Source organism: Curtobacterium sp. MCBA15_005 (assembly GCF_001864855.1).
Taxonomy (GTDB): domain Bacteria; phylum Actinomycetota; class Actinomycetes; order Actinomycetales; family Microbacteriaceae; genus Curtobacterium; species Curtobacterium flaccumfaciens.
Map to the genome: position 1 here is coordinate 506,539 of NZ_MJGL01000003.1, position 26,878 is coordinate 533,416.

General features: G+C 71.4%; 18 protein-coding genes. 1 reads left to right on the forward strand and 17 read right to left on the reverse strand.

Annotation, left to right across the window (positions count from 1 at the left end):
- Window positions 1-39 precede the first annotated feature (39 nt).
- The 10 genes from BIU89_RS17615 to BIU89_RS03620 all read right to left on the reverse strand — a co-directional run bounded on the left by BIU89_RS17615 (window position 40) and on the right by BIU89_RS03620 (window position 10,765).
- Window positions 40-351, reverse strand: coding sequence for a YlxR family protein (locus BIU89_RS17615; protein WP_031259737.1), 312 nt, complete (start codon window positions 349-351; stop codon window positions 40-42).
- 68 nt (window positions 352-419) lie between these two features.
- The gene (nusA, locus tag BIU89_RS03580; RefSeq protein WP_027465762.1) at window positions 420-1,415 is read right to left on the reverse strand and encodes a transcription termination factor NusA; all 996 of its coding nucleotides are present in this window, start codon (window positions 1,413-1,415) and stop codon (window positions 420-422) included.
- Between the two features lie 203 nt (window positions 1,416-1,618).
- Window positions 1,619-3,370 (reverse strand): proline--tRNA ligase, encoded by a 1,752-nt coding sequence (locus BIU89_RS03585; RefSeq protein WP_027465763.1) that lies wholly within the window; start codon window positions 3,368-3,370, stop codon window positions 1,619-1,621.
- 42 nt (window positions 3,371-3,412) lie between these two features.
- Window positions 3,413-4,567: a flavodoxin-dependent (E)-4-hydroxy-3-methylbut-2-enyl-diphosphate synthase gene (gene ispG / locus BIU89_RS03590; RefSeq protein WP_173034028.1), complete on the reverse strand. Its 1,155-nt coding sequence runs from the start codon at window positions 4,565-4,567 to the stop codon at window positions 3,413-3,415.
- Between the two features lie 56 nt (window positions 4,568-4,623).
- On the reverse strand, window positions 4,624-5,184 hold the full coding sequence (locus tag BIU89_RS03595; RefSeq protein ID WP_083404134.1) for a cysteine hydrolase family protein: 561 nt from the start codon (window positions 5,182-5,184) through the stop codon (window positions 4,624-4,626).
- A complete protein-coding gene (locus BIU89_RS03600) occupies window positions 5,181-6,677 on the reverse strand; it encodes a purine-cytosine permease family protein (RefSeq protein WP_071244778.1) in 1,497 nt (498 codons plus the stop codon). Before BIU89_RS03600 ends, BIU89_RS03595 begins: the two co-directional genes overlap by 4 nt.
- A gap of 26 nt (window positions 6,678-6,703) precedes the next feature.
- Complete coding sequence (locus tag BIU89_RS03605; protein WP_173034034.1) at window positions 6,704-8,038, reverse strand: M50 family metallopeptidase; 1,335 nt, start codon at window positions 8,036-8,038, stop codon at window positions 6,704-6,706.
- A gap of 124 nt (window positions 8,039-8,162) precedes the next feature.
- Entirely contained in the window at window positions 8,163-9,275 is a 1,113-nt protein-coding gene (gene dxr, locus BIU89_RS03610; RefSeq protein ID WP_071244780.1) for a 1-deoxy-D-xylulose-5-phosphate reductoisomerase, read from the reverse strand.
- Window positions 9,276-9,277: 2 nt separating this feature from the next.
- A complete protein-coding gene (locus BIU89_RS03615) occupies window positions 9,278-10,249 on the reverse strand; it encodes an FKBP-type peptidyl-prolyl cis-trans isomerase (RefSeq protein WP_071244781.1) in 972 nt (323 codons plus the stop codon).
- Between the two features lie 6 nt (window positions 10,250-10,255).
- Entirely contained in the window at window positions 10,256-10,765 is a 510-nt protein-coding gene (locus BIU89_RS03620) for an OsmC family protein (protein ID WP_027465770.1), read from the reverse strand.
- A gap of 34 nt (window positions 10,766-10,799) precedes the next feature.
- Here BIU89_RS03620 and BIU89_RS03625 point away from each other — a divergent pair, with 34 nt between their 5' ends.
- The gene (locus tag BIU89_RS03625; RefSeq protein WP_071244782.1) at window positions 10,800-11,792 is read left to right on the forward strand and encodes an asparaginase; all 993 of its coding nucleotides are present in this window, start codon (window positions 10,800-10,802) and stop codon (window positions 11,790-11,792) included.
- Window positions 11,793-11,826: 34 nt separating this feature from the next.
- Here BIU89_RS03625 and BIU89_RS03630 read toward each other — a convergent pair whose 3' ends face one another.
- The 7 genes from BIU89_RS03630 to BIU89_RS03660 form a co-directional block, all read right to left on the reverse strand.
- Window positions 11,827-12,591 (reverse strand): hypothetical protein, encoded by a 765-nt coding sequence (locus BIU89_RS03630; protein WP_071244783.1) that lies wholly within the window; start codon window positions 12,589-12,591, stop codon window positions 11,827-11,829.
- Window positions 12,592-12,656: 65 nt separating this feature from the next.
- Window positions 12,657-14,654: a zinc-ribbon domain-containing protein gene (locus BIU89_RS03635; protein ID WP_139178768.1), complete on the reverse strand. Its 1,998-nt coding sequence runs from the start codon at window positions 14,652-14,654 to the stop codon at window positions 12,657-12,659.
- Window positions 14,651-17,128 carry a transglutaminaseTgpA domain-containing protein gene (locus tag BIU89_RS03640; protein WP_071244785.1) on the reverse strand — a complete coding sequence of 826 codons (2,478 nt, stop codon included), beginning with the start codon at window positions 17,126-17,128 and terminating at the stop codon, window positions 14,651-14,653. The genes BIU89_RS03635 and BIU89_RS03640 overlap by 4 nt, the downstream gene beginning before the upstream one ends.
- Window positions 17,125-18,438 (reverse strand): DUF58 domain-containing protein, encoded by a 1,314-nt coding sequence (locus BIU89_RS03645; RefSeq protein ID WP_051596797.1) that lies wholly within the window; start codon window positions 18,436-18,438, stop codon window positions 17,125-17,127. Before BIU89_RS03645 ends, BIU89_RS03640 begins: the two co-directional genes overlap by 4 nt.
- A 98-nt stretch (window positions 18,439-18,536) precedes the next feature.
- Complete coding sequence (locus tag BIU89_RS03650) at window positions 18,537-19,508, reverse strand: AAA family ATPase (protein ID WP_027465773.1); 972 nt, start codon at window positions 19,506-19,508, stop codon at window positions 18,537-18,539.
- A gap of 59 nt (window positions 19,509-19,567) precedes the next feature.
- Window positions 19,568-25,423: an Ig-like domain-containing protein gene (locus BIU89_RS03655; protein ID WP_139178770.1), complete on the reverse strand. Its 5,856-nt coding sequence runs from the start codon at window positions 25,421-25,423 to the stop codon at window positions 19,568-19,570.
- The gene (locus tag BIU89_RS03660) at window positions 25,420-26,832 is read right to left on the reverse strand and encodes a serine/threonine-protein kinase (RefSeq protein WP_071244787.1); all 1,413 of its coding nucleotides are present in this window, start codon (window positions 26,830-26,832) and stop codon (window positions 25,420-25,422) included. The genes BIU89_RS03655 and BIU89_RS03660 overlap by 4 nt, the downstream gene beginning before the upstream one ends.
- Window positions 26,833-26,878 lie beyond the last annotated feature (46 nt).

A 26,878-nucleotide genomic window follows, 5' to 3' on the forward strand; every position in this document is an offset into this window, starting at 1 on the left:
AGGACTCAATGGATGACGGGTCTCATTTCGAGCCGCTCATCAGTTGTCCATAAGCCGTTCAGCCTGTTCTGTCATGTCCGGGCGCTCGGCCGGTTCCTGTGGGAGACCGACGATGTGGTCGAGCACCGCGGACGTGTCGGGATCGCGATCCAACCGGAGCGCACGGCGGAAAGCCCTGCGCTTGACGGCCAGATCGTAGGCATCGACGGTCGGTGTGAGCCATGCTCCCCGCCCCGGCATGACTGCCTTCGGATCCGCCACGACACGACCGTCGCTCAGGGCGACGACTCGGAGGAGGGAGGATCGGGAAGCGCGACGACGACTGCCGATGCACGTTCTGACGGGAACCACTCTACTCCTTGCCTCGGACGTGCGCGATCCGGCGCGCCCTCGCAGGGCGCGCCGGGAGCGAAATCGTCCTAGTCCTCGCCGTCCAGGATGGAGTCCGGCTGGATGTCGATGCGGGCACCGGTGAGCTTCGCGGCCAGGCGGGCGTTCTGCCCTTCCTTGCCGATCGCGAGCGACAGCTGGTAGTCCGGCACGAGCGCGCGGACGGCCTTCGTCGAGGCGTCGAGCACGAACGCGCTCGTCACCTTGGCCGGCGACAGGGCGCTCGCGACGAACGACGCCAGGTCGGACGAGTAGTCGACGATGTCGATCTTCTCGGCACCGAGCTCGTTCGTGACCGCCCGGACACGTGCGCCGAGCTCACCGATGCAGGCACCCTTCGCGTTCACACCGGGCTCGTTCGCCTTGACGGCGATCTTCGTGCGGTGCCCGGCCTCGCGGGCGAGCGAGGTGATCTCGACGACACCGGACGCGATCTCGGGGACCTCGAGCGCGAAGAGCTTCCGGACCAGGCCCGGGTGTGTGCGCGACACGATGATCTGCGGGCCCTTGTTGCCACGGGCCACGCTCGTCACGTAGACGCGGATGCGGGAGCCGTGCGTGTAGGACTCCCCCGGCACCTGCTCTTCGGGCGGCAGGATCGCCTCGATCGTGCCGAGGTCGACGTGCACCATCTTCGGGTTCGGGCCCTGCTGGACCACGCCCGCGACGATGTCGCCTTCCTTGCCGCGGAACTCGCCGAGGATCTTGTCGTCGCCGATGTCGCGCAGGCGCTGGTTGATGACCTGCTTCGCCGCGAAGGCCGCGATGCGACCGAAGTCGCTCGGCTGGTCGACGGCTTCACCGATGACGGTGCCCTCGTCGTCGAGCTCGGGGACGTAGACGCTGACCTCGCCGGACTTGCGGTCGAGCTCCACACGCGACTGCGCGTGGGCCGGCTCGCCGTTCTCGTCGGCGTGCTTCTGGTAGGCGGTCAGGATGGCAGATTCGATGATCTGGACGAGCTCGTCGAACGGGATCTCCCGCTCGCGCTCCATGAGTCGCAGGACTGCGAGATCGATCTTCACCGAGGTGCCTCCGTATTCAGATGAGTCGCTCCTGCGGGGTGGAACTGCGCAGAAGTCGGCCACAAGCGTACCCCAGAACCAGGAGACGGACAGGAGGCCCGTGGCGGCGTCGCACCCCTCCCTCGCAGGCTCGGTCGGCGCGCCCCGCGTGACGCTGGCGCGTCACCGCTGAGCGGGGCGCGCCCGTCCGTCAGGGGTCGCGTCTAGATCGCGCGGACCGCGTCGAGCAGGTCGGCCACCGGCACGTCGCGGCGGTCGCCCGTCGCCCGGTCCCACAGCTCGACGACGCCCTCGGCCGCACCGCGGCCGGCGACGACGACGATCGGCATGCCGAGCAGCTCGGCATCGCGGAGCTTCACGCCGGGCGACACCTTCGGGCGGTCGTCGTACAGCACGTCGAACCGCTCGCCCTCGAGCTCGGCGACGACGGAGGCCGCGAGCTCGTAGGCGACCTGGTCACGGCCGGTGGCGACGATGTGCACGTCGAACGGCGCGACGTTCTTCGGCCAGACCAGGCCCTTCTCGTCGTTGTGGGACTCGGCCAGGATCGCGAGGATGCGGGTCACGCCGATGCCGTACGAGCCCATCGTGACGGTGGCGAGCTTGCCGTTCTCGTCCTGCACCTTGAGACCGAGCGCCTCGGCGTACTTCCGACCGAGCTGGAACACGTGCCCGATCTCCATGCCGCGCGCGGTCTCGAGCGGGCCGGAGCCGTCCGGGGACGGGTCACCGGCGCGGACGTCGGAGACCTCGACGACACCGTCGGCGACGAAGTCACGGCCGGCGACGAGGCCGGAGACGTGCACGCCGCGCTCGTTGGCGCCGGTGATCCAGCTCGTGCCGTCGACCACACGGGGGTCGACGAAGTAGCGGAGGCCGGTGGCGCTGTCGGCGCCGAGGACCTGCGGGCCGATGTAGCCCTTCACCAGGCCGCGGTGCTTCTTGAAGTCGTCGTCGCCGGCGGCCTCGACCTCGGCCGGGGCGAACGACACCTCGGCGCGCTTCAGGTCGACGTCGCGGTCACCGGGCAGGCCGACGACCACGACCTCACGCGTGCCGTCGAGGTGGGTGAGCGCGAGGACGACGTTCTTCAGCGTGTCGGCCGCGGTCCACGGGGCGCCCTCGCGTGGCGCGACCTGGTTCGCGTGGGCGACGAGCGTGTCGATCGTCGGGGTGTCCGACGCCGGCAGCAGCACGGGCTCGGGCTGACCCTCGATCGGCAGCGACTCGGGGACGGGGGTCACGTAGGCCTCGACGTTGGCCGCGTAGCCGCCGGCGCTGCGGACGAAGGTGTCCTCGCCGACGCCGATCGGGTGCAGGAACTCTTCCGACTTGGAGCCCCCCATCGCGCCGGCGTCGGCCTTGACGATGACGTAGTCGAGGCCGAGGCGGGCGAAGATCTTCTCGTACGCGTCGCGCATGACCTGGTAGCTGCGCTCGAGGCCCTCGTCGGTGAGGTCGAACGAGTACGCGTCCTTCATGGTGAACTCGCGGCCGCGCAGGAGTCCGGCGCGGGGCCGGGCCTCGTCGCGGTACTTGTCCTGGATCTGGAACAGCGTCACCGGCAGGTCCTTGTACGACGAGTACAGGTCCTTCACCAGGAGCGCGAACATCTCCTCGTGCGTGGGCGCGAGCAGGTAGTCGGAGCCCTTGCGGTCCTGCAGGCGGAACATGCCGTCGCCGTACTCGGTCCAGCGGTTCGTCGCCTCGTACGGCTCACGCGGCAGCAGCGCCGGCAGCAGGACCTCCTGCGCACCGGCGGCGACCATCTCGTCGCGGATGATCGCCTCGATCTTGGCGCGCACCCGGAGTCCGAGCGGCAGCCAGGCGAAGATCCCCGGGGACTGGCGACGGACGTACCCGGCGCGGACGAGCAGCTTGTGGCTCGTCACCTCGGCGTCGGAGGGGTCGTCGCGGAGCGTACGGAGGAACAGATGCGAAAGCCGTGTGACCACGGGGCAAGCCTAGTGGCGGCGGACAGGGAGCGGTGGTCGCGCCTACGGCGCCATGATCACCTGGGGCGTGCCCGTGGCGGCGGCCGGACCCATCTCGTCCGCGATGCGGTTCGCCTCGTCGATGAGCGTCTGGACGATCTCGGCCTCGGGCACGGTCTTGACGACCTGGCCCTTGACGAAGATCTGCCCCTTGCCGTTGCCCGAGGCGACACCGAGGTCGGCCTCGCGCGCCTCGCCCGGGCCGTTCACGACGCAGCCCATGACGGCGACGCGGAGCGGGACGGTCATGCCCTCGAGCCCCTTCGTGACGTCGTTCGCGAGCTGGTAGACGTCGACCTGCGCGCGTCCGCAGCTCGGGCAGGAGACGATCTCGAGCTTGCGCTCGCGCAGGTTGAGCGACTGCAGGATCTGCAGGCCGACCTTGACCTCTTGCGCGGGCGGGGCGGAGAGCGACACGCGGATGGTGTCGCCGATGCCCTCGGCCAGCAGGATGCCGAACGCGGTGGCGCTCTTGATGGTGCCCTGGAACTCCGGGCCGGCCTCGGTCACGCCGAGGTGCAGCGGCCAGTCACCGGCGGCGGCGAGCTGCCGGTAGGCCTTGACCATCACGATCGGGTCGTTGTGCTTGACCGAGATCTTGAAGTCGTGGAAGTCGTGCTCCTCGAACAGGGAGGCTTCCCACACGGCGGACTCGACGAGCGCCTCGGGGGTGGCCTTGCCGTACTTCTGCAGCAGGCTCGGCTCGAGCGACCCCGCGTTCACGCCGATGCGGAGCGAGACGCCGGCGTCCTTGGCGGCCTTGGCGATCGCGCCGACCTGGTCGTCGAACTTGCGGATGTTGCCCGGGTTGACGCGGACGGCCGCACAGCCGGCGTCGATCGCCTGGAAGACGTACTTCGGCTGGAAGTGGATGTCGGCGATCACGGGGATCTGCGACTTCTTCGCGATGATCGCCAGCGCGTCGGCGTCGTCCTGCGTGGGCACGGCGACCCGGACGATGTCACAGCCCGAGGCCGTGAGTTCGGCGATCTGCTGCAGCGTCGCGTTGATGTTGGTGGTCTGCGTCGTGGTCATCGACTGCACGGACACCGGGGCGTCGCCGCCCACGAGCACCTTGCCGACCCGGATCTGCCGCGACTTGCGACGCGGAGCGAGGGTTTCGGGGGACTTGGGCATACCGAGGTTGACTGCGGGCACGTGAGCACTCTACGCGCTCGGTCTGACCGTGCCGGGTCCGGTCCCCGTGCGTCCGTTCAGAGCTCCCTGACCGAGTCCACGACCGTGATGAGCGGTGCGTAGAGCCGCATCACCGCGAGCGCACGGTCGTGGTCCTCGTCGGTCCCGCCGGCGCAGGCGTCGGCCACGACGGTCACCGTCGCACCGGCGTCGGCCGCCGCCAGCGCGGTCGACAGGACACAGCAGTCGGTCGAGACCCCCGTGAGCACCAGGTGCGGGTGGTCGCCGACGACGGCCTGGAGGCTCGTCCCCCACTTGCCGAAGGTCGGTTCCGTCACGACGGGGTCGTTCCGGTCCGCTGCCGCCGACGCGAACGGCTCGGTGAGCGCGTACAGCGGGTCGGCGTCCGGGACCAGTGCGAAGGGCCAGTCGCGGTAGTACGGCACCCACGCGCCCTGGGGCTCCGCCGGAGCCACGAAGCGGGTGAACACCGTGCGGCCCGTGAACCGTGGCAGGAGCCGCTCGATGCCGGCGCCGGCGTGGTCGTACCGCGGTGCGGCCCACGGGTTCTCGCCGGTGAAGACCTGCTGCATGTCGATCACGACGAGCCAGGCGTCGTCGGGGATCTCCGCGCTCATCGCAGGTCGTCCGGGGTGCGCAGTGCTTCCGGGGTGCCGAGTGCTTCCTGACGGCGGATCGACCCGCGCGCGAACAGCAGCGTGCCGAGGAACCCGACGACCAGGGCGACGAGGACGCCGAGGTTTGCGTAGGCCCACGGCCCCTCGCGGCCACCGAGGCCGAACGGGCCGAGCAGGTAGCCCTGCCAGTTGAGCCAGGCCGGGACGCCGTAGGTGTTGGTCACCAGACCCCACCCGAGCACGGTACCGAGCACGACGAGCGCGATGGGCAGCCACCGGACGTCGCCGTAGCGCCCGCGGCGGTCGTCGAGCTCGGCTTCGGCGTAGGCGCGTCGACGGAGCAGGACGTCGGCGACGAAGATCCCGGCCCACGCGGCGATCGGGACGCCGAGGGTCACGAGGAAGGCCTGGAACGGCGAGATGAAGTCCTGCGCGAAGAAGGCGACGTAGACGGCACCGGCGACCATGATCACGCCGTCGACGCCCGCGGCGGCCGGACGCGAGATCTTCACGCCGACGCTCAGCAGTGCGAGGCCCGACGAGTAGATGTCGAGGACGGCTCCCCCGACGAGCCCGAGGATCGCCACGATCGCGAACGGGATGAGGAACCAGACCGGGAGCACCGTCGTGAGCGCGCCGATCGGGTCGGCTCCGATCGCGTCGTTCAGGTCCGGTGACGAGCCGGCGAGCATCACGCCGATCACCACGAGGACCGCCGGTGCGAGGGCACCGCCGAACGTCGTCCAGCCGACGACCCCGCCCGTCGAGGCGTTCCGTGGCAGGTACCGCGAGTAGTCGGCGGCGGCGTTCACCCAGCCGAGTCCGAACCCGGTCATCACGAGGACGAGCGCCCCGATGACGTTCTGCCCGCTGCCGGACGGCAGGGCACCGAGCGCTGCGAAGTCGATGGTCGGCGCGGCGAGCACGATGTAGACGACGGTCAACACGGCGGTGACGACGGTGATCACGGTCTGCAGGCGCATGATGACGTCGAACCCGGCGATGCCGGCTCCGACGATCAGTGCGGCGACCACGATGAGCGCGACGATCTTCGTCAGGACCCCGCCGTCCCAGCCGAGCTCCGTGAACACCGTCGAGGTCGCCAGGACCGCCAGGGCGGCGAGCGACGTCTCCCACCCGACGGTGAGGACCCAGCTGAGGAACGACGGCACCCGGTTGCCGCGGACCCCGAAGGCCGCACGGCTCAGCACCATCGTCGGCGCGGAGCCGCGTTTGCCGGCGATCGCGACGACGCCGCACAGCAGGAACGAGAACACCACCCCGATCACCGAGACGATCGTCGCCTGGGCCAGCGAGATGCCGAAGCCGAGGACGAAGGAGCCGTAGCTCAGGCCGAGGACGGAGATGTTGGCGGCGAACCACGGCCAGAACAGCCCCCTCGGGGTGCCCTTCCGGTCGGACTCGGCGATGACGTCGAGCCCCTGGCGTTCGACGGCGCGAACCTCGGGCGGGTTCGTGGCGGCTGTGCTCATGCGCTGAGCGTAGTGGCTCGGCAGCCCTACCCGAAGAGGTTCACCGGACGAACGATGTCGGCGTAGATGAGCAGGGCGCTCATGCCTGCCAGCAGCACCACGACCACCATCGTCAGCGGCATCGTCTTCGCCAGGTCGATGGGCCCCGGGTCCGCCTTGCCGACGAGCTTGAACGACCGTCGCTTGATCGCCTCCCAGAGCGCGCCCGCGATGTGTCCGCCGTCGAGCGGCAGCAGCGGCACCATGTTCAGCACGAACAGGCCGATGTTGAGCGAGGCCAGCAGCCCGAGGATCGTGTACGCCTTGTCGACCACGGGGACACCGCTCATCGACGAGACCTCGCCGATCGCACGGCCGACGCCCACCACCGACACGGGGCTGTCCTGCGACCGCTCCTGGGCGCCGAACGCGGCGTTCCACACCGCGACCAGGCGCTGCGGCAGGTCGATGATCAGGTGCGCCGACGCCGCGATCTGGGCGCCGGTCGCGGGCAGCACCTCGGCCGGGGACTGCCGCACCAGGGACTGCCCGATGCTGACGCCGACCACGCCGACACGCTGGGTCTTCGTGGTGCCGTCGTCGTTCTTGACGACCTTGCCCTCGGCGTCGTAGACGTCGCGAGTGGCGGTCGTCGGGGTGATCTCGAGGGTCTTCCGGGCACCGTCGCGCTCGACCACCACGGTGACCTGCTCACCGGCGGACTCCTGGAAGACCTCGGAGACGCGGGTGATCGTGGGGTCCTGCTCGCCGTTCACCGAGAGCACGACGTCACCGGACTCGATGCCGGCCTGCTTCGCCGGGGACACCGCGTCGCCGGGCGAGCACTCGGTCGTCTGGCTGTTCGGCAGCACGCACCCGACGCTCGACGTGAAGGTCGTGGTCGGCGCCCCGAACCCGCACAGCAGCACGCCGAACAGCACGATGCCGATCACCAGGTTCATGGCCGGGCCCGCGACCATGACGATGATCCGCTTCCACGGCGTCAGGCGGTAGAAGGCACGGGAGTCGTCGCCACCGGAGTCCGCGATCTGTTCGGCGCTGGCCTGGCGGGCGTCCTGCACGAACGCGCCGTACATGCCGGTGTTCGTGATGGCGTTCGCCCGGCCCGAGGCGCGCGGCTTGAGCATGCCGACCATCGAGATGTACCCACCGAGCAGGATCGGACGGATCCCGTACTCGGTCTCACCCCGCTTGAACGACCACATCGCCTTGCCGAAGCCCAGCGAGTACTGCGTCACCTTGACGTTGAAGAGCTTCGCGAAGGACAGGTGTCCCAGCTCGTGGAGTCCGATCGAGACCAGCAGGCCGATGATGAAGACGACCACGCCGAGGACGAAGAGCAGGACGGATTCGACGGTCACCGGGAAAGAGTACGGGACTGATTCCATGACGGAGCCGAGCGCCGTCTGAGAGGCGAGCTGGGCCTCCTGTCCGTCGCCGTCCGCGGTCTGCCGCCTCCGCGTCGGACGGGAGGCGCGTCTCGCGTCAGCGGGTCAGCGCGCGGTCCGCAGCGGTGCGCGCCCACTGCTCCGCCGCGAGCACGCCGTCGAGTGACGGCTCCCCCGCGGTGTGCTCCTCGACGATGCGCTCGACCGTGTCGACGATGTCCAGGAAACCGATCGCACCGGCGTGGAACGCGGCGACGGCCTGCTCGTTCGCGGCGTTGAACACGGCCGGGAACGTCCCACCCAGCTCACCCACCCGCTTCGCGAGGGCGACGGCGCCGAAGGCGTCCTGGTCGAGGGGCTCGAACGTCCACGTGCTCGCGGTCGTCCAGTCGAGCGGCACGCCGACGCCGGGCACCCGGTCCGGCCAGGCCAGGCCGACTGCGATCGGCAGGCGCATGTCCGGCGGCGACGCCTGGGCGATGGTGGAACCGTCGACGAACTCGACCATCGAGTGCACGATCGACTGCGCGTGCACGGTGACGTCGATGCGGTCGTAGGGCACGTCGAAGAGCAGGTGGGCCTCGATGACCTCGAGCCCCTTGTTCACCAGGGTGGCGGAGTTCGTCGTGACGACGAGCCCCATGTCCCAGGTGGGGTGCGCCAGCGCCTGGGCAGGGGTGACGTCGCGGAGCTGCTCGCGGGTGCGCCCGCGGAACGGACCCCCGCTCGCGGTGAGGACGAGTCGCTGCACCTCGGTGTCGACGCCGGAGCGGAGCGCCTGCGCGATCGCGGAGTGCTCGCTGTCGACGGGCACGATCTGCCCGGGTGCCGCAGCCTGCTGCACGAGGGAGCCGCCGACGATCAGGCTCTCCTTGTTCGCCAGGGCGAGGGTGGCACCGCTCTCGAGTGCGGCCAGCGTCGGACCGAGCCCGACCGAACCGGTGATGCCGTTGAGGACGACGTCGGCCTCGACGCTCCGGACGAGCCGTTCCGAGTCGGCCGCGCCGAACGCGGTGTCGCGCACGCCGAAACGGGCGGCCTGCTCGGCGACGAGATCGCGGTTGCTGCCCGCGGTGAGGCCGACGACCTCGAACCGGTCGGGGTTGCGGGCGACGACGTCGAGCGCCTGGGTGCCGATCGAACCGGTGCTGCCGAGGACGACGATGCGTCTGCGGGCCGGACCAGTGCTGCCGAGGCCGCCGTCCGTCACGATCAGCCCTTGGCGAGGATGTCGACCACGAAGACGAGCGTGGCGTTCTTCGGGATGCCCGAGCCCTCCTGCGGGTTGGCGCCGTAGGCGTCCTCCGGCGTGGCGACGATCAGGACCTGCGAGCCGACCTTCTGCCCGACGAGCCCGGTGACGAAGCCCTTGATGAGCGCGCTCTCCGACACGGTGAAGGTGGTGGGGACGCCCTTCGACCACGAGGAGTCGAACTCCTTGCCCGTGTCGTAGACGACGCCCTTGTACTGCACGAGTGCGGTGTCGCCGTCGGCGATCGCGGAGCCGTCGCCCTGCTTGAGCACCTCGACCGTGGTCTTCGTGGGCGCCTTCACGCCGTCGGGGATCGTGATCTCCGGCTCGCCGCTCGACTTGTCCGTGACCGTGGGCAGGGCCGGGTCTTGGTCCTTCGGGGTGCCGTTCGCCTTGGTGGGGGTCTGCGCGACGACGTCGGCGACGACGACGATCTCGCCGCCGGTGTTGAACCCGAGTGCCGAGGACTGTCCGACCGCGGCGATCCGGTCGCCCACCTTCGAGCAGGCGAGGAGTGCGCCGAAGCCCGACCCGCCGACGGACAGGACCTGCGGGTTGCCCTCGTCGAAGCCGACGGTGCCGAGCTTCTTGGCGTCCGACGTCTTGTACACGCTGTAGGACACCTGCGCGTAGTCGCCCTCGTCGAGCGCCGCGCCCTTGCCCTTCACGAGCCGGGTGGCCTGCGGCGTCTTCGCGGACAGGCCAGAGGCGAACTTGACGGTCGGGGCCTTCGTCCCACCGAACGACCCGGTTGCCTCGACGGCGTCGGAGGCCTTGCCCGGGTCGGGGCAGGAGGTGATCGCCGAGGCCGTGGCGCTGGCCGACGGGGTCGGCGAGGCCGAGGACCCGTTCGAACCGGAGCCGGAGCAGGCGGCGAGTCCCAGCACGACGGCGGGGACGATGGCGATCGGGAGCAGGCGGAGACGCTTCACGAGGACCTAGTCTGCCCCACCAGTCGAAGAGTCCCCTGCCAATGACGCAGGTCGGACGACCAGCTGCGGCTCGTGGTGCACCGGGAACGCCACGGAGCGTGCGATGAAGCAGAGCTGGTTGGCGGTGACGTGTGCGGCTTCGGCGTCCGCGACGCGGTCGGCCTCGAGGATCGTGACGACCGGGTGCAGGGTCGCCTCGGTCAGTTCACCCGAACCGTCACGGTTCAGGCGGAGCGACGCGGTCGCGGTGTCCTGGTAGTCCACGACGGTGAAGCCCTTCGTGACCGCGACGTGCAGGTAGCTGAGCATGTGGCACTGGGCCAGCGCCGCGACCACCATCTCCTCGGGGTTCCAGCGGTCACGGTCCCCGCGGAACGTCGGGTCGGCGGAGCCGGGGACGTCCGGCTTGCCCGTCGCCGAGACCACGTGTTCGCGGCCGTAGTCGCGGTACCCGGACGTGCCGGTCCCGCGGTCGCCGGTCCAGCTGACGGAGACCTCGTAGGAGTGGTCGTGCACGGGTGTGCCCCTTCGCCTTGGCTAGCATGGCGGCATGACGGTGAGCCCCGAAGTCCGCAGTGATCGCCATCCTCTCACCGCCGACGGTTCCGTCGAGCTGGCGGTGCTCGAACGCTCAGGGTTCGACGAGAGCCGACACGTCGGTGCCGGCGTCGTCGTCGACGCGACCGGCACGGTGATCGACTCCGTGGGTGACGTGACGGCGAGCATCTACCCGCGTTCCACCATGAAGCCGTTCCAGGCCCTGGCGGTCCGACGCGCCGGCGCGCTGTTCTCCGACGAGGAGCTCGTCCTCACCACCGCGAGCCATGCCGGGACCGCGGCGCACCAGGCGCTCGCCCTGCACATGCTCGAGTCCTTCGACCACGTCGAGGCCGACCTCGGTTGCCCGCCGGACATGCCGTTCGACCGCGGCACCGCCCGCACGATGGACGGACCCCGCCGACTGGCGATGAACTGCTCCGGCAAGCACGCCGGCATGCTCGCGGCCTGCCGGGTGAACGGGTGGGACGAGGCCACGTACCTCGACATCGAGCACCCGCTGCAGCAGCGGGTGCGTTCCGTGGTCGAGGAGTACACGCACGAGACCGTCGACCTGGTCGGCACGGACGGCTGCGGCGCCCCCGTGTTCCCGCTGACCCTGACGGGGCTGGCACGCGGGTTCGCCGGTGTCGTGGCACGGGCCGACGACGACTCCGCCGCGCTGACCGACGCGGTCCTGGCGCACCCGTGGGCGATCGACGGTGTCGGGCGTGCGAACACGGTCACCATCGAGCGACTGCAGGTGCTGGCGAAGCTCGGTGCCGAGGGCGTCATGGTCATGGGGTTGCCCGGCGGCGCGGCGGTGGCGGTGAAGGTGCTCGACGGCTCGCAGCGGGCCGGCACCCTGGCGGCCCTTGCCCTGCTCGAGCGGAACGGGCTCGTCGCGTCCGACGGCGTGGCCGAGGTGCTCGAGGCGACCGGTGAGCGGGTGCTCGGCGGTGGCGTCCCCGTCGGTACGGTGCGCGTCGGTGCCGGGCTGCGCTGATCCGTCGCGGGTGCTGATCCTCGGTCGGCGCTGATCATCTCGGGTCCTCGCTGACGGGGTCAGGTGCGAGGACCGGCAGTGCCGGGAACACGCGGACGACCCCGTGGCCGTCGAGTCGACGGACGGAACAGCCGTACCGCGAGACCTCCACGGTGACGTCCCGGTGTCGGGGCGCTGCTCCGAGTCCGGGGACGAGCACCACCGTGCCGTGCGGTCGGCCGTCGGTGCCCATCCACACCGCGACCGACGTCCCCGGCGGGAGGGTCTCCACTGACGGCGCGCTCGAGGTGGTCGGGACCGGATCGTCGATGCCGGAGCCCGCGGCGTCGAGGAGTCCTGGCGCGACGGCCCACCGCAGGTCGTCGTCGGCGTGGACGGCAGCGGCGCGGAGCTGCTCGGCGAGCCCGCGGAACACCGCGACGGCGAGTGCTCCGGCCCCGACGACCACGATGTGGGAGCCGGCGTCGACGCGGAGCAGGTTGCCGCCCGACCCGTGCCCGAGGACGAGTGCCGGGGTGCCGTCACCGTCCGCAGAGGTCGTGCCCGTCGGCTGCGCCGTCGAGCCGAGGGGATCGGCCGCGGCGGGCTGGTCCGGCGCACGCGGCGCAACGACCGGGGCCGGACGGGTTCCGGGATCCGGCGGCGCCGATCGGTGCAGCACGACGTCGACCAGGGCGCAGCACGCGCCCGCGCCGAGCAGGACGCTCTGCCCGGCACCACTGATCGGCGCGAGGACACCGGCCACGACGAGCGTGACCGCTGCCCCCACGATCACACAGCGGGCGGTGAAGCGGGACATGTCCCCATCGCACCAGGTGCGAACGGCCCAGCGCTGGTCCGCGACGGGATCTGTGGAGAAGTCGCCTACTGCACGAGGAAGAACTGCTCACCGATGTCGACGCGCGCACCACGCTCGACGCGGTACCGCCGACCGGGCTCGCAGCGGCGGATCGATCCGTCGATGTGCCGGACCACGGTGCCGTTGCCGGAGAACCGGTCGGAGACCCACAGGTCGTCGCCGTCGCGGCCGAGCTCGAGGTGGGTCTTCGACACGGACTTGCCCGGATCGTGCACGGTCAGCAGGTCGTCGTACCGCTCCCCCGGCTGCGGTCGTGGCAGGCGGCCGAGCAGACCGGTGCCGTGCACCCCGAGCCGTTCACCCGTGCTGAAGTGCAGGACGAACGGCGCCCGGGTCGGGGTCTTCGCGACGATGCGGGTCTCGTCGACGTCGTCGTCGGGGTCGTCGGACTCATCGGCTCCGGCGTTCGACTCGGACGGGCTCGCCGGCGGGAGCGGCAGCGCGGGTCCGGTCGCTCCCGGGATCGGGGGCAGCGGCGCAGCCAGTGGCGCACCGGGCGCGGTGGCGGACGGCGCGGAGGACGGGACGGTCGCGGAACCGGGCACCGGCGGGAGCGGGACGCGCGGTACGGCGGACGCCTCGGGCTCGCTGACCGGGGCAGCGTGCGCCCTCCGGGCGCGACGGCCCGAACCGGCCTGCTCGACCCCGGCGCGGACCGGCTCGTCGTCCACCGGGACCTCGTCGTGCGGCTCATCGCCCTGCTCGTCGTGCGCAGCGAGTTCGTCGGCGCTGTTCTCGTCGGACTCGTCCGAGCCTGCGGGCTCGGACGAGCCCCCGGCCGGCTCGTCCGCATCGTCGGTCGTTCCGGACGTCTCGGTGCCGTCAGACCCCTGGGCGCCGTCAGACCCCTCGATGCCGTCAGATCCCTGGGTCTCGTCGGAGCCCTCTGCTGCCCAGTCGGGTCGGGTCATCGGCAAGGGCATGACCGGGCCGGTGAAGGCCGCGGTGACCGCCGGGCGGACGGCTCCGCACTCGCCGCAGAAGATGTCGTCGGGCTCGAGCCGGTTGCCGCAGACGTGGCAGATGGTCGTCTCGTGCATGCCGGGGGTGACGAGCGGGGCCGGACGCGGCGGCCGTCGGTCGATGAGCGGCTCGACCACGGCGGTGTCCCCGGGCTGCGGGGGCGACATGACGGCGGGCTGGTCGTCGGCGGCACTCGTCTCCGACGCAGCCACGATCACCTCGTCGCGCTCCGGCTCGGAGCCGGCCTGGGCATCCTGTTCGCCCTGTGGGTCCGGTCCGTCCTGTGGGTCCGACGCAGGAGCCGCGGTGCCCTGCTCGGCGGCCGGGTCGGCAGGTGCTCCTGGCACCGGCGGAACGACCGGCTCGGACGGCGTCTCGGCAGCCGGGGTACCACGACCCACCCACCAGGACGGACCGGCGGGTGCCACTGGGGGTGCGGTGGCGGCCGGCGGTGCCCACACGGGCAGAGCGGGCTCCGCGGTGTGCGGGGGCGCGACGGGCTGCTGCGCCGTCTGCTCAGGGCCCGGCGTCGCGGCATCGCGCACCGGGGCGGCGGGCGTCGCCGCGCGACCCGGAGCCGGGGCGATGCGGGTGCGCTCGGGGTCGTCGGCGTCGAGGGGCTCGGACGGGTAGGCGTCGGGGTCGAGAGCCGGCTCCGGATCCGACTGGCCCGGCGCGCCCGACCAGTCCCCGAGTCCGGATCCGGCGCCGTGCACGTGGGAGGGCGCCTGGCGCGGCGCGAAGTCGTCGGGACGCTGCACCGGCACGGGTGCCGGCGGTTCGGTTCCACGGCGGTCGGCACCGGTGAGCCAGGCGCGGGTGGCGGGGTCGAGCGTGGATTCGGGCAACCAGGCGTCGGAGGCCGGGTCGGACCGTCGGCCGTGGGCATCGGGCTGCTGCAATGGTGGCGGCGGTGCCTGTTCGACGGGGGTCGGCGCGACCGGGCGACGGCTCGCCGCGGCGGTGACCGCGCGTCCGCACTCACCGCAGAAGATCGCTCCGTCCGGGAGCATCGATCCGCAGTGTTCGCATCTGATCACGTGGTGCCTCTGTCCTCACTCGGCCGTCCACGACGCTCGTCCGGCCTCTGGACATCGTAGTCGCCGCGCCCCGACGCAGCCTGGCCGTCGGTTCCACGACGGGACCGTGCCGTCGGACGACGCCCGGTTCCCCGCAGCGACCGGAGCGACACGGCGGTGCGGAACCGCTCCCGCCGGGTCCGCCCGGTCCGGAGCGAACCGATCGCGTCGTCCGTCGCCGCCCACATGCGATCGGCGGTGGACTGGTCGGCGTCGCTCGGACCGAACACCGCACGGTCGGCCAGCGCCGCGAGTCCGGTCCCGCCGTCGCCCGGAGCACCGACGACGGCTTCACGCCGGGTGGCGGATCGCCGTACGTCGTGCCCACGGTCGAGCAGCGCGTCGCGGTACTCGTCCCAGGCGCCGACGATGCGACCCCGGTGCGTGGTGGCGTTCCGCCGTCGTCGCCGTCGCAGTCGCTTCAGCAGCACGATCACGGCGAACGGCAGCAGGACGAGTGCGACGACGCCGAGGGTCCCGAGGGCCCAGGGCAGCACTGCGAGCAGGATCCGGAGCCAGAGCGGCTGCACCGGCGGCGTGTTCCGGTCACTCTCCGGAGGCGTCTGCTGGTCCTGGTCCTGCTGGTCCACCGGGGGCGGCGGCACGACCGTCTCCGGACGGGTCACCGGCTGCGGGGTCTGCTGCTGCTCGTCCGGGATCTCACGCACCTCGGGGTTGGGGTTGAGCATCACCCACCCCCACTGCGCGGTGTCCACCTCGATGCGGGCCGTGACGTCGGACCCGCGGAAGGTCGTCGTCCCGCCACGCGCTGCGGTGCCGTCACTGCCCGAGTCACCCCCGGCCGTGAAGCCCATCACGACCCGCGCGGGGAACCCGATCTGGTCGGCCATCAGCGCGGCCGCCGCGGCGTACTGTTCCTGGTCCCCGATCATCAGGGGCGCGGTGAGGAGTTCCTGGACACGGTCGGCGCCGTGGCCGGACCGGCTCATCCGGTCGTCACCGACACCGTGACTGACGTACCCCTTCCGCTGCAGTGCCTGCACGGCGGCGAGGAGCTTCGCGCCGGGTGCCGACACGTCCTTCGTCGTCGACTCGACGGTGTCGCGCACGGCGTCGGGGACGTCCCGTGCGGTGGGGACCGCTGCGCTCCCCGGCCGCGCGGTGGCCAGCTGCCGTTCCGTCGGCTGGTCGGGCAGCACCGCCGTCAGGTCGTAGGACGTGCCGTCTCCCACTCCGCCGACCACGGCGCCGGTGCCGGTCGATCCGTTGTAGAAGAACGCGCCGCGCTCGTCGTCGGCGTCCTTCCCGGTGAACTCCACGCGCTCCAGGTCGCCGACCGTCGGCAGCCACACACCGCGGTACCCGTCGACCGTCACACCGACGTCGACCGTGGTGCCCCGGACGCCACGGACGTCGACCGAGGTCGGCACGCGTTCGAAGGTGCCCGAGCCCGCCGAGCCGTCGGCACCGCCGACCCGGTAGACCACGCCGTCGTAGGTGTCGAGGGTCGCGATGCGGACGAACCCGCCCTCGGGCAGGCCGGTCACCCGGAGCTGGGTCGCGTCCGAGGCGGTGGATTCCTCGTAGGCGCGGAACCCGCTGAGCGGACTGACGTAGTCGCGGGGGTCGAACGGCTTCACGACGTCGGTGCGCGCGACGGTGCGGTCGCCGGAGGGCGGTGCGACCAGGCCGAGCCCGGTCGCGACGACCGCCGCGGCCACGATGGTGCCGGTGCCCACGAGCGCGGGTCGGACGATGGACCGTGCGACCGGCACGCGGGAACCGATGGTGGTCGCCACGGCGACCGCGCGACGCGCGTGCCGGACCGTCAACGCCCAGACGAGGGCGAGGCCGACCAGGACGACCGCCGTCACGATCGACGTGTCGAGCCGGCTCGGCCCGACGACCACGCCCACCGCGAAGAGCACCAGTGCCGGGATGCTCGCGAGTTCCTGCCTGGAGGCGCGGGTCGCCACGCTCACGGCGGTCACCGTCGCCACGAGCAGCGTCACGAAGTACGGCACGAGGAGCGCTTCGTAGGAGCCCACCGGAAGGCTGATGGTCACCAGCTGCTTCCAGCCGAGGGCGACGCCGGCGAAGAGGTCGAGGAGTCCGTGTCCGGTGGGCAGCAGGCCGTTCGCCTGGCTCGGCACGGCGGCGGGGACGCCGGTCAGCGTGAACGCGGCGACGGTCGCGATCGCCACGACGGCCATCGGGAGCCGGAGCAGGGTGCCGAGGAGCGCGACGACCGTCCCGATGACGATCGCGGTGACCGCGGCGGTGACCATCGCGCCGTCCCGGTACACCGGCCACCAGGACGTGCTCGCGACGGCCAGCAACAGCCAGACCGCGAGCGTGCCGCCGGCGAGGCGGAACGGGACGAGCCGGCGGGCATCGCGACGGTCGGACCGTCGGGTCGAGCGTCTCGCCCGGTCCGGCGCCGGCGCCGGGGTGGTCACGGGTGCGGCGCTCATGCTGCCGACGCCGATCGGTGCAGGGCGTGCCGGAGGTCGTCCAGGTAGCCGATGGTCATCACCGTCAGACCCGCGACACGCAGGAACCGCGGCTGGGCCTCGGGCTCGCAGATCACCGCGACGACCTCCACCCCGACGGGGAACCGCGTGGCGGCGAGTCGGAGCGCGGGCAGGCCGACAGTCGAACCCACGACGAGGAACGCGACGGAGATGCCGTCGGTGTCGCTCCCCACGATCCGGGAGACCTCGGCGATCGGCAGGCAGGCGTCGGCCAGGCCGACCGAGGCGAAGTCGTCGAGCAGGCGCGTCGGCGTGACGGTGGGGAGCGTCCGGACGGCGTACACCGCACGCTTCGCGAACTCCGGCGTGCGCTGGGACACCACGACCGAGACCTCACGGCCGTCACGGATCGCCCGCGCGCCGAGGGAGGCGGCCGCGCTCACCGCGAGCTCGAACTCCTCGTCGTCGGCGAACTCACCGCGGGCGATGCCGAGCGCGACGACGAGGTGCGAGCGACGGGTGTCCTCGAACTGCCGGACCATGAGCGCGCCGGACTTCGCGGTCGACTTCCAGTGGATGGTGCGCGGGTCGTCGCCGGGCATGTACTCGCGGATGGCGTGGAAGGCGATGTCCGCGGGCGACAGGTCCGTCGTCGCCTGCCCCTCGAGGTCACGCACCAGCCCGGTACTCGTCGACGGGATCGCGATGGTGCGCGGGTGCACGATGACCTGCTCGCGGGCGGTCCAGACGAGTTCGCGGCGGACGAGTCCCACGGGGTCTGCGCGGACCCCCGTCACGGGCCCGACGTCGAGCACCCCGCGGCGGAGCGTCGGGACGGGGACCTGCCGTTCGAAGGTGCCGTGCGGCCCGATGGCCGGGATGGCGACGTCGACCAGACCGGATCCGACCGGCACCTCGACGGTGGTCGGCACCGACGGCAGGCGCGTGGGGTTCTCGGCCGTGATGATCACACCGGCGTCGTCGCCGACCGCCACACGGTGCTGCGGGAGCCGCATCCGGATCACCAGCCGTGACCGGCCGATCAACGCCACCGCAGCGACCACCGCGAGCACGGCGCCGGCGAACCCGACGACGACGATCTCCCGCAGACCGAAGCGGTAGCCGGCCACGAACGCGACGAGCGTCAGCGCGGCGACCGTCCACCCGAGCCCGGTGACGACGGACGAGACCTCGCCCCAGAGACGCAGGACGAGCCTCCAGGCCGTTGCCCAGAGCCGGACGATCCCGATGACCGCATCCGCTGCGACGCCCTCGCGGTCACCGACGATCCGCGTCCGGACGTTGGTCATGCCGGTGACCGTCCCCGTGCGCTCGTACGCCGTCGTGCCACGACGCGACCGCGTCGAGGACGGACGGCGCGAGCGCGTGGAGACGGGCCGGCGGTCCGTCACGTCGTGACTCGGTCGGCGGGCGGCGGGGTCTCCACCAGGAGCTGCGCGATGACGCTCGGTGCGCTGACGCCGTCGAACTCGGCCTCGGCGTCGAGCACCAGGCGGTGCGCGAGGACCGGGACGGCCAGCGCCTTCACGTCGTCCGGTGTGACGTAGTGGCGACCGCTCAGCGCCGCGAGGACACGGGAAGCACGGATCAGGCCCATCGCCCCTCGAACGCTGACGCCGAGGCGGACCTCGCTCGCGGAGCGGGTCGCGTCCACCAGGCGGGCGACGTAGTCGGCGATCACGGCGTCGACGTGCACGGTGCGCGCCAGGGCGGCCATCTCGGTGATGGTCGCGGCGGGCACGACGCTCGCCAGCGGGACCGACGCCGACGGAGCCGACGAGGTCTCGAGGATCTTCACCGTCGCCGCGTGGTCGGGGTAGCCGATGGAGGTCTTCATCAGGAAGCGGTCGAGCTGTGCCTCGGGCAGGCGGTAGGTGCCGGCCTGCTCGATCGGGTTCTGGGTCGCGATGACCATGAAGGGCGCGGCGAGACGGTGGTTGACGCCGTCGACCGTGATCGCGGACTCCTCCATCGCCTCGAGCAGCGCGGACTGGGTCTTCGGGCTCGCACGGTTGATCTCGTCGGCGAGCACGATGTTCGCGAAGACCGGCCCGCGGTGGAAGTCGAACTCCTGCGTCCGCTGGTCGTAGACACTGATGCCGGTGATGTCGCCCGGCAGCAGGTCGGGGGTGAACTGGATGCGGTTCGTGGTGCCCTGCACGCTCTGCGCCATCGCTCGGGCGAGGCTCGTCTTGCCCGTTCCGGGAACGTCCTCGAGGAGCAGGTGCCCCTCGCTGAGCATCGCCGTGACCGCGAGGCGGATCACGAACGTCTTCCCGAGGAGCACCTGCTCGACGTTGGTCACGATGCGGCCTGCGACGTCGGCGAACCAGGTGGCCTGCTCCGGGGTCATGCTCATGCGGGATGGTCCTTCGGTCGTGGCGGGAGGGCGGCGTTGGCGGGTCGGGGCGGCGGGTGTCAGCCGCCGGGGGCTGGTTCCGGGGCAGGCTGCTCGGGAGCGGGGGCCGCGTCCGACTCGTACGTCCAGGTGTCCGTCTGCCCGGCGATCTGCACCTCAATGGTCACGGTGGTGGTCCGGAGCGGTGACAGGGCAGATGTCGGCACGACCGAGTTCGTCGTGTAGGCCACGTTCTGATCGTCGCTCCCACGACCGTCGAAGCGCACGGTGTACGTGGGGGCGGCGCGACCGTTCGACGGATCCTGAACGTTGAGGGCCGTGCCCTCGACGGGTTGCTGCACGATCGGCTTGGTGATGATCGGGGTTGCGGAGTTGGATTCCGAAGACGCGGGACCGCAGTAGTCGTAGTTGTTGCTCGGTCCGCGGCAGCCCTGCACCTCGATCGAGACCGCCATCCCGTAGCCCAGTGCGGCCGTGGGCCCGGAAGGTGCGTCCTGCCATCCACCACCGTTGTAGCGAACACGGTAGTGATCGGCGCGTCCGGACTTCACGCCGTACCCCTCTGCGACCAGCTGGTAGACGCCGTTGTCCTGGTCGGTCTTCACGACACGGATCGAGGGTGTGGTGGCCTGGCCAGGACGCTCGTAGCTCGTCACGGACGTCGTCGCTCGGCTGACGCTGCAGAAGCCGTAGGTGTTGGACGCCACAACGACGTAACTGGTCGTGCTGCCGTCCGCAGCGTTGCCGTCACGCAGTGTCCCGCCTCCGGGGCCCGTGCTGTCGACCTGCTGACCGCCGCCGATCGGGCCGCAGGTGACCTGCCCTCCGACCCGGACGAGCGCGTACGACTGGATCGGCGCACCTTGACCGTCGGACTTGGAGTAGTCGACGCTGATGACCGTGCGACCGGAGGACGCGTCGACGTTCGGATCCCCCACGGAGACGGCTGTCGGTACACCGACTGCGCTCCCGGTGGCGGACGCCGAGTTCCACTGCACCACCGTGCCGTTGCGGTCGGCGGCGTTCCGGGCCGACACGGTGACCGTGTACTGGGCGGCACTCTGGGCGCCGGTGAACGAGGTGCTCGTGGCGGTGCCGGTGTTGCGGGTGTCGGACAGCCCCGGACCCTCGATCGTCACGACGTAGTTGTCGACCGCGCTGCCGTTGTTCGGCGCGGACACCTTGCCCCACTTGACGTCGAGCTGGTTCGGCGTCGACCTGCTGGGCGTGACCGTGATGCCCTTCGGCGGTGCCGGCACGAAGTCCGCACTCATCGGACCCGAGCGGGCCGAGGGCTTCGAGTCACCGATCGCGTTGGTCGCCACGACCTGGAACCGGTAGGACTCCTTCGGGTCGAGGCCGGTGACCGTGCACACCGTCGCGGTCCCGCAGTTCTTCGAGACGCCGTTGGTCCCGACGACGCGATAGCCCGTGATGGGCGAGTTGTTGCTCTGCGGGGTCGCCCAGGTCAGCGTGGCCTGACCACCGTCGTAGGAGCCGGTGCGGGTGGGCGCCCCCGGCGCGTCCGGGACGTCCTGCACCGAGATCGTGACGTCGCCCCAGACGTACCGGTCGGGGTCGTTCGTGGCGTCCGCCACCTGGTACTGCAGGTGCGCGTCGCCGGGCTTCGCGGTTCCGGCGACCGCGACCTGCAGACGCGAGCGATCACCGCTCGGTGTGACGGTGACACCCTTCGGGAGTCCGCCGGACAGACCGCGGATGTTCACGACGCGCAGCCGCTCGCCGGGGAACGGGTTGGTCGGCTGGTCGTTCGTCAGCACGTCGAGGGTGGTGGTCGCCCCGCGCTTCGTGACCGCGCGGTCGGCGCCCGGCTGGACCACCGGCCGGGTGGAGCCGACGACGCCCACGGCGACCGTGCCGGCACGACCGGCGTTGGCGTCGTCCGCGACGCCGATCCCGATCGACGCGGTGGTGTTCTTCTTCGCGGTGTCGGCGACTGCGATGGTGAGCTGCTGCTTCGCGATCGACGCGGTCGTCCCAGCGGCGGGCCGGCCGACGATCGAGTACCGGAGCTCCGGCAGGTCCTTCGGGTACGGGTAGTCGGTGAGCTTCGTCAGGTCGATCTTCCGCGTCTCGCCCGGCTGCATCTCGATCGAGGAGCCCGCGAACGCCGGCGGCTGGTTCGACCGGGGCGTGACCGTGATCGGGAGCACGAGGGTGGCAACGCGGCCCTTGCCGCCGTTCGCCGACGAGCCGTCGGTGACCTCGAAGGAGATCGACGCCTTGCCGTAGTAGAGCTTCGACGACGTGAACTGCAGCGTCGACGAGTCCACCACCAGGCTCTGCCCGTTCGCGTGGGTGGCCTTGACCGTGCCGCGGTCGGTGATCTTCGCGGTCTCGCCGTTCGCCGTCACGACGAAGTCCTGCAGCGGGATACGGACCGTGGCCTCGCTCTTCACCGTGACCGCGCCGGCGCTGCGGTTGATCTGGGGCAGGGCGTCGTCGAAGCCCGGCACGTTGATGAAGCCGTAGGAGACGATGTCCGGATGGTCGAGCCGGGCGACCGAGAAGGGGATCACCTGCGATTCGTCGGTCAACCGGACCGTGATGCGGCCGTCGCCGGTGGGCGTCGCCGTGTCGCCGTAGCCGGGGACGACCCCGACCCGGAGGTCGGCCGCGGTGCCCTCGGCGAAGAAGACGTTGTCGAGCACGTCGACGGTCACGCTCTTCCGGCGGAGGATGTCCTGCAGGTCGAGGGTCGTGTCGTCGACCTCTGGCCGGAGCGGCTGGGCGTCCGGGTCGACGGTCACCGTGAGGAAGGTCGTGCTCGATCCCCCGCTGCTGTTCGCGACGGTGTAGAGCACGGCGTAGTCACCGCGCTTCGCCGACTTCGGCGGCGTGACGCGGATTTGCTGCTTCCGGAGGATCTTCGCCGTGACGTCCTCGGCCGTCGGCTCGGCCTGCGCGACGGTGAGCTGCCCGCCCTCGGGGTCGGAGTCGTTCTGCAGGACACGAACCGTCACCGACCCACCGGGACGGATCGTGACGTGGTCGGCCTCGGCCACGGGGTTCGAGGCCTGCTCGGCGCGGGGTGCGATGCCCACCCGCACGGTGCCGGACGCACGGGCCCCGAGCGCGTCCACGACCGTGTAGGTGAACTCGTCGGTACCCGCCGAGTAGTCGCCGGCCTCGTAGGTCAGGGCGTCCGAGGCGACGTCGGCGACCGATCCCTTGTCGGGGTTGGAGCCCACGCCGACGAGCTGGACGGAGTCGCCGTCCGGGTCGATCCCGTTCAACGGCACGCTGATCCGCACCGACGACCCGGCGACCACGCGCGCGGTGACGGTCTGCGGGACCGGCGGGTTGTTGGTCGCGGCGTCACGCTCGCGCACCGAGATCGCCACGGCGGCATCGGCGTACTGGCCGTCGGGGCCGGCCACCCGGTAGACGGCGGTGTAGTTGCCCGGCGTCTTCGGGGCGAGGTAGCGCAGGTGGTCACCGGAGACGAACAGCAGGCCGCCGTTGCCCGGCACGTTCTGCACCAGTTCGGGCTGGAGCGTCAACGGTTCGCCCTCGGGCTGGGTGTCGTTGCCGAGCACGTCGATGTTCGCGACGTCTCCGACGCGCACGGTGGCGGTGTCGGGCTGGGCGACCGGAGGCTGGATGCGGTCGGGCTTCGGGATCTCGACGACGGTGATCGTGCCGGGGGACGACGCCAACCCGTTCGTCTCCGTGTACCCGAACGAGACCGGACCGTCGAGCGGCGCCGTGAGCGTGACGCGGACCTTGTGCTGGTCGAGGATGCTCGCCTGCACGCCGCTGCCCCGTCCGGGTCCGTCGAGCGCCGTCACGAGCAGCACCCCGCCCGCCGGGTCGATGTCGGTCGCGGTGACGTCCGTGTCCTTGGTGGACAGGGTGTTGACGAACACCGTCTTCGGCGTGGTGATCGGCGCCGTCGAGGCGTCCGGTGGCGCGAGGACGGTCACCCGGACGATGCCGCTCGACGTCTTCACGCCGTCGGTCACCGTGTACTCGAGCTGGTGGTCGCCCGCCCGCTCCCCCTGCACCCGGAAGGTCCCGGCGTCGTAGCTCGGGGTGACGGTGAGCCCGGATGCCGACGACACGCTGGTCAGTGTCACGGTGCCGTTGCCACCACGCACGTGGTCGAGTGGCTCGACCGTGAAGGCCTTGCCGGCGTACCCGGACACGGGGAACGGGTCGGCGCGCAGCGGGACGGTGCCCTGCTTGGCCACCCGCACCGTCACGGCGCCCCGGCCGTCAGCGCGTCCGTCGCTCACGACCAGCTGCACCGACCGCTCACCGGTGCGGCCGCTGTCGTTCCGGAAGTCGAGCAGGCCGTCCGGTGTGGTGGACACCCGGTCGCCGTTCGACGCGGTGGCCGACTCCAGGTACACCGGGTCGCCGTCCGGGTCGATCCAGTCACCGAGCACGTTCGAGACCACGTGCCCGTTCTGGACGACGTCGGCCGAGGTGTCACGGACCTGCCGCGGCGCCTCGTTCTCGCTGTCGGGGCGCACGCGGATCCGGACCGTCGCGGTGTCCGAACCGCCGTTGCCGTCGGTGATCGTGTACGGGAACGTCACGGTCCCGGTGGCGCGCGGCGACAGCGTGACCTGCAGACGTTGTCCGTCGCCGACGATCGCGACGCGGCCGACGGACTTCGAGATGGTGCCGACCTCGCTCACGATGATCGGGTCACCGTTCGGGTCGTAGTCGTTCAGCAGGACCGGGAGGCTCGTGGTGCGTCCCGGACGAGCGCCAAGTTCGTCGTCCACCGCCACCGGCGGCTTCTGGTCCTTGTCGACCTCGGGGTCGTCGTCGGAGACCTGCTCCTGCTGCTGCTCGTCGTCCTGCTTGATCAGGTCGGCCCAGTTGTCGATGAGCTGACCACTCCGGTCGATCGCCCAGGATCGGCCGCTCGTCGGGTCGTTGGCGACGACGGTGTCGCCGTTGTGCAGGATCTGCAGTTCGCTCGTACCGCCGGTGCTCGCCAGCCGCTGCAACGCGCTGCCGTCGCACGTGTCGATCGCCTGTCCGCCCGCCCACGCGGCGTACGTGCAGGAGCCGTCGACGTAGGGCCGCGCGGCTCGACCGGACACCTCGAGCGCGGTGGCGTCCACGGTGCCGGAGGCACTGACGCGGACCAGGCCCGCCGTGCCCGCGACCGTGACCTGGGCCGTGGTGTCCGACGACCGCTGGAGGGCCGGCGACGCCCCCACCCGGTCGCCGAGCTCGACGGTGCGCCCGTCGACCGACAGGGCACCGCTCGTGCGGTCGAGCACGGCGAGGTGCCCGTCGAACGTGGCGACCTGGAAGTCGTCGCCCCGGTCCATGTCGACCTTCCACCGTTCGGCGACGGTGAGTGTCGTGCCGACGTCGACCAGCGACGCCGTTCCGGTCTTCGCGGAGTAGACCGCGACGTGGCCGTCGGAGGCGTCGAAGACGGTGTCGGCGCCCAGGGTCAGGTCGGCCTTGGCCGACGCGTCGAACTCGGCGAGGTCGCTCGCGGGGGTCGACCAGAGCTCACCCGTGTCCGCGTTGCCGATGACCGCGGTGTCGCCTGCGAAGAAGACCTGCGGCGTCCCGGCAGGCAGCGTGATCGCATCACCCACGGTGGCGTCGGCGACGTCGACCCGGGCGACCGTGCCCTTGGTCTCGTCGACGCTGTAGACGGTGGAGCCGCGCTGCAGCACGGACAGGTCGTCGCTGGCCGTCTCGACCGCGGTGTTGAGCTGCAGGATGCCGGTGTTCGCCCGGCCGACCGCGCCGTACTCGGCCGAGGGCACCCAGACGGTGCCGTCACCGAGGTCGACGCGTTGCGTGTGGTACCCGGTGGAGACGATGGCCGTGGTCGCGACGACGGCGGCGATGAGCACCGAGGCACCGGTGGTCACGGCTGCGGAGCGGTGCTTCGCGAGGAGGGCGCGGATCACCCGGCGCTCCCGATCGTCGCGCACTTCTGCGCGCTCGCAGCACCCGTCTTGCCGTCGCGGTTCACCGCGACGGCGATGCACTCCTCGTCGCCGCGTTCACCGGAGACGACGAACGTCGTGCCGGTCTGCTGGCTCGAGGACCCGTTGGACGAGATGACGTACGTGTCGCCGCTGCGCAGCCCCGGGTCGGTCCAGCTGAAGGACACGGACTGCGGCGACGGCTCGGCACGGACCTCGGCCACGACCGGGATCGCCCCGGCGCCGAGCCGACCGATGACGACGACCGTGGCGATCGCGAGGGCCGCGACCACGACGACGGCGAGGGACGTCGCCCAGACCAGGGTCGAACGGGTCCGGCGACGGGCACGGGTCACGGACCCGGTGCGGTGCACGGTGCCGACGCTGTGCGAACCGCCTGCCACGACCCCGCCCTGCACCGCGCGGCGGGTCCGACGACGCGCACGGACCCGGGTGGGTGGCTGCAGCTCACGGATCACGGTGCGGTCGCCGTGCGGGGTGGGCGTCGAGATAGCCCAGGCCTCGACCGCGACGTCGGCGGACGTCTGCGGGATGCCGAGCTCGGCCTCGACCTGTTGGAACCCGCGCACGAGTTCCATCACCGTCGCGGGGCGTCCCTGCGGCTTGCGGGAGAGCGCCGAGGCGAGCAGGCGCTCCAGCGAGGGCGGCACGTCGGTGCGACCGGTCGGCTTCACGCCGCCCTTGTCGATCCGGTGCATCAGGTCGTTCGCACCGTTCTTGCCACCGCGGACCTCGAACGGGCTGCGCCCGGCGAGGAGCGAGTACACCGTCGCCGCGAGTGAGTACACCTCGGACTGGATCGTGCCGCGCGACTCGTCGATCAGGACCTCGGGCGCGGACCACGGGATCGACATGCCGATCGGCTCGTCGGGGTCGGTGCCCCCGATCGTCGCGGCGATGCCGAAGTCGGAGAGCACGGGGTTGCCGTAGGCCGTCAGCAGGATGTTCGAGGGCTTGATGTCGCGGTGCAGCACGCCCTCACGGTGTGCGGTCTCGAGCGCCGAACCGATGCGGATGCCGATCGACAGCACCTCGGACACCGGGATCGGTTCGCGACGGTAGCGCTCGCTGAGGGACGACGAGCAGAGCTCCATGACCAGGTAGGGACGGCCGTCAGCGGCGACGCTGGCCTGGAAGACGGTGAGGATCGACGGGTGCGTGCTGAGCCGGGCCATCAGGTTGGCCTCGGCCTGGAACATCTGCCGGACGCGGTCGTCGACGACCTCGTCCAGCAGCACCTTCACCGCGACCTGTCGTCGGGGCATGTCCTGTTCGTAGAGGAAGACGTCGGCGAAGCCACCGGACCCGAGGACGTGGACGGGACTGAAACCGCCGATCACGGGCGGGTTGGACGGCAGGCGTCTCGCCATGGTCCTCTCCTCCCCCGGCCGAGCGGCCAGCTCTCTCGACGTGGCC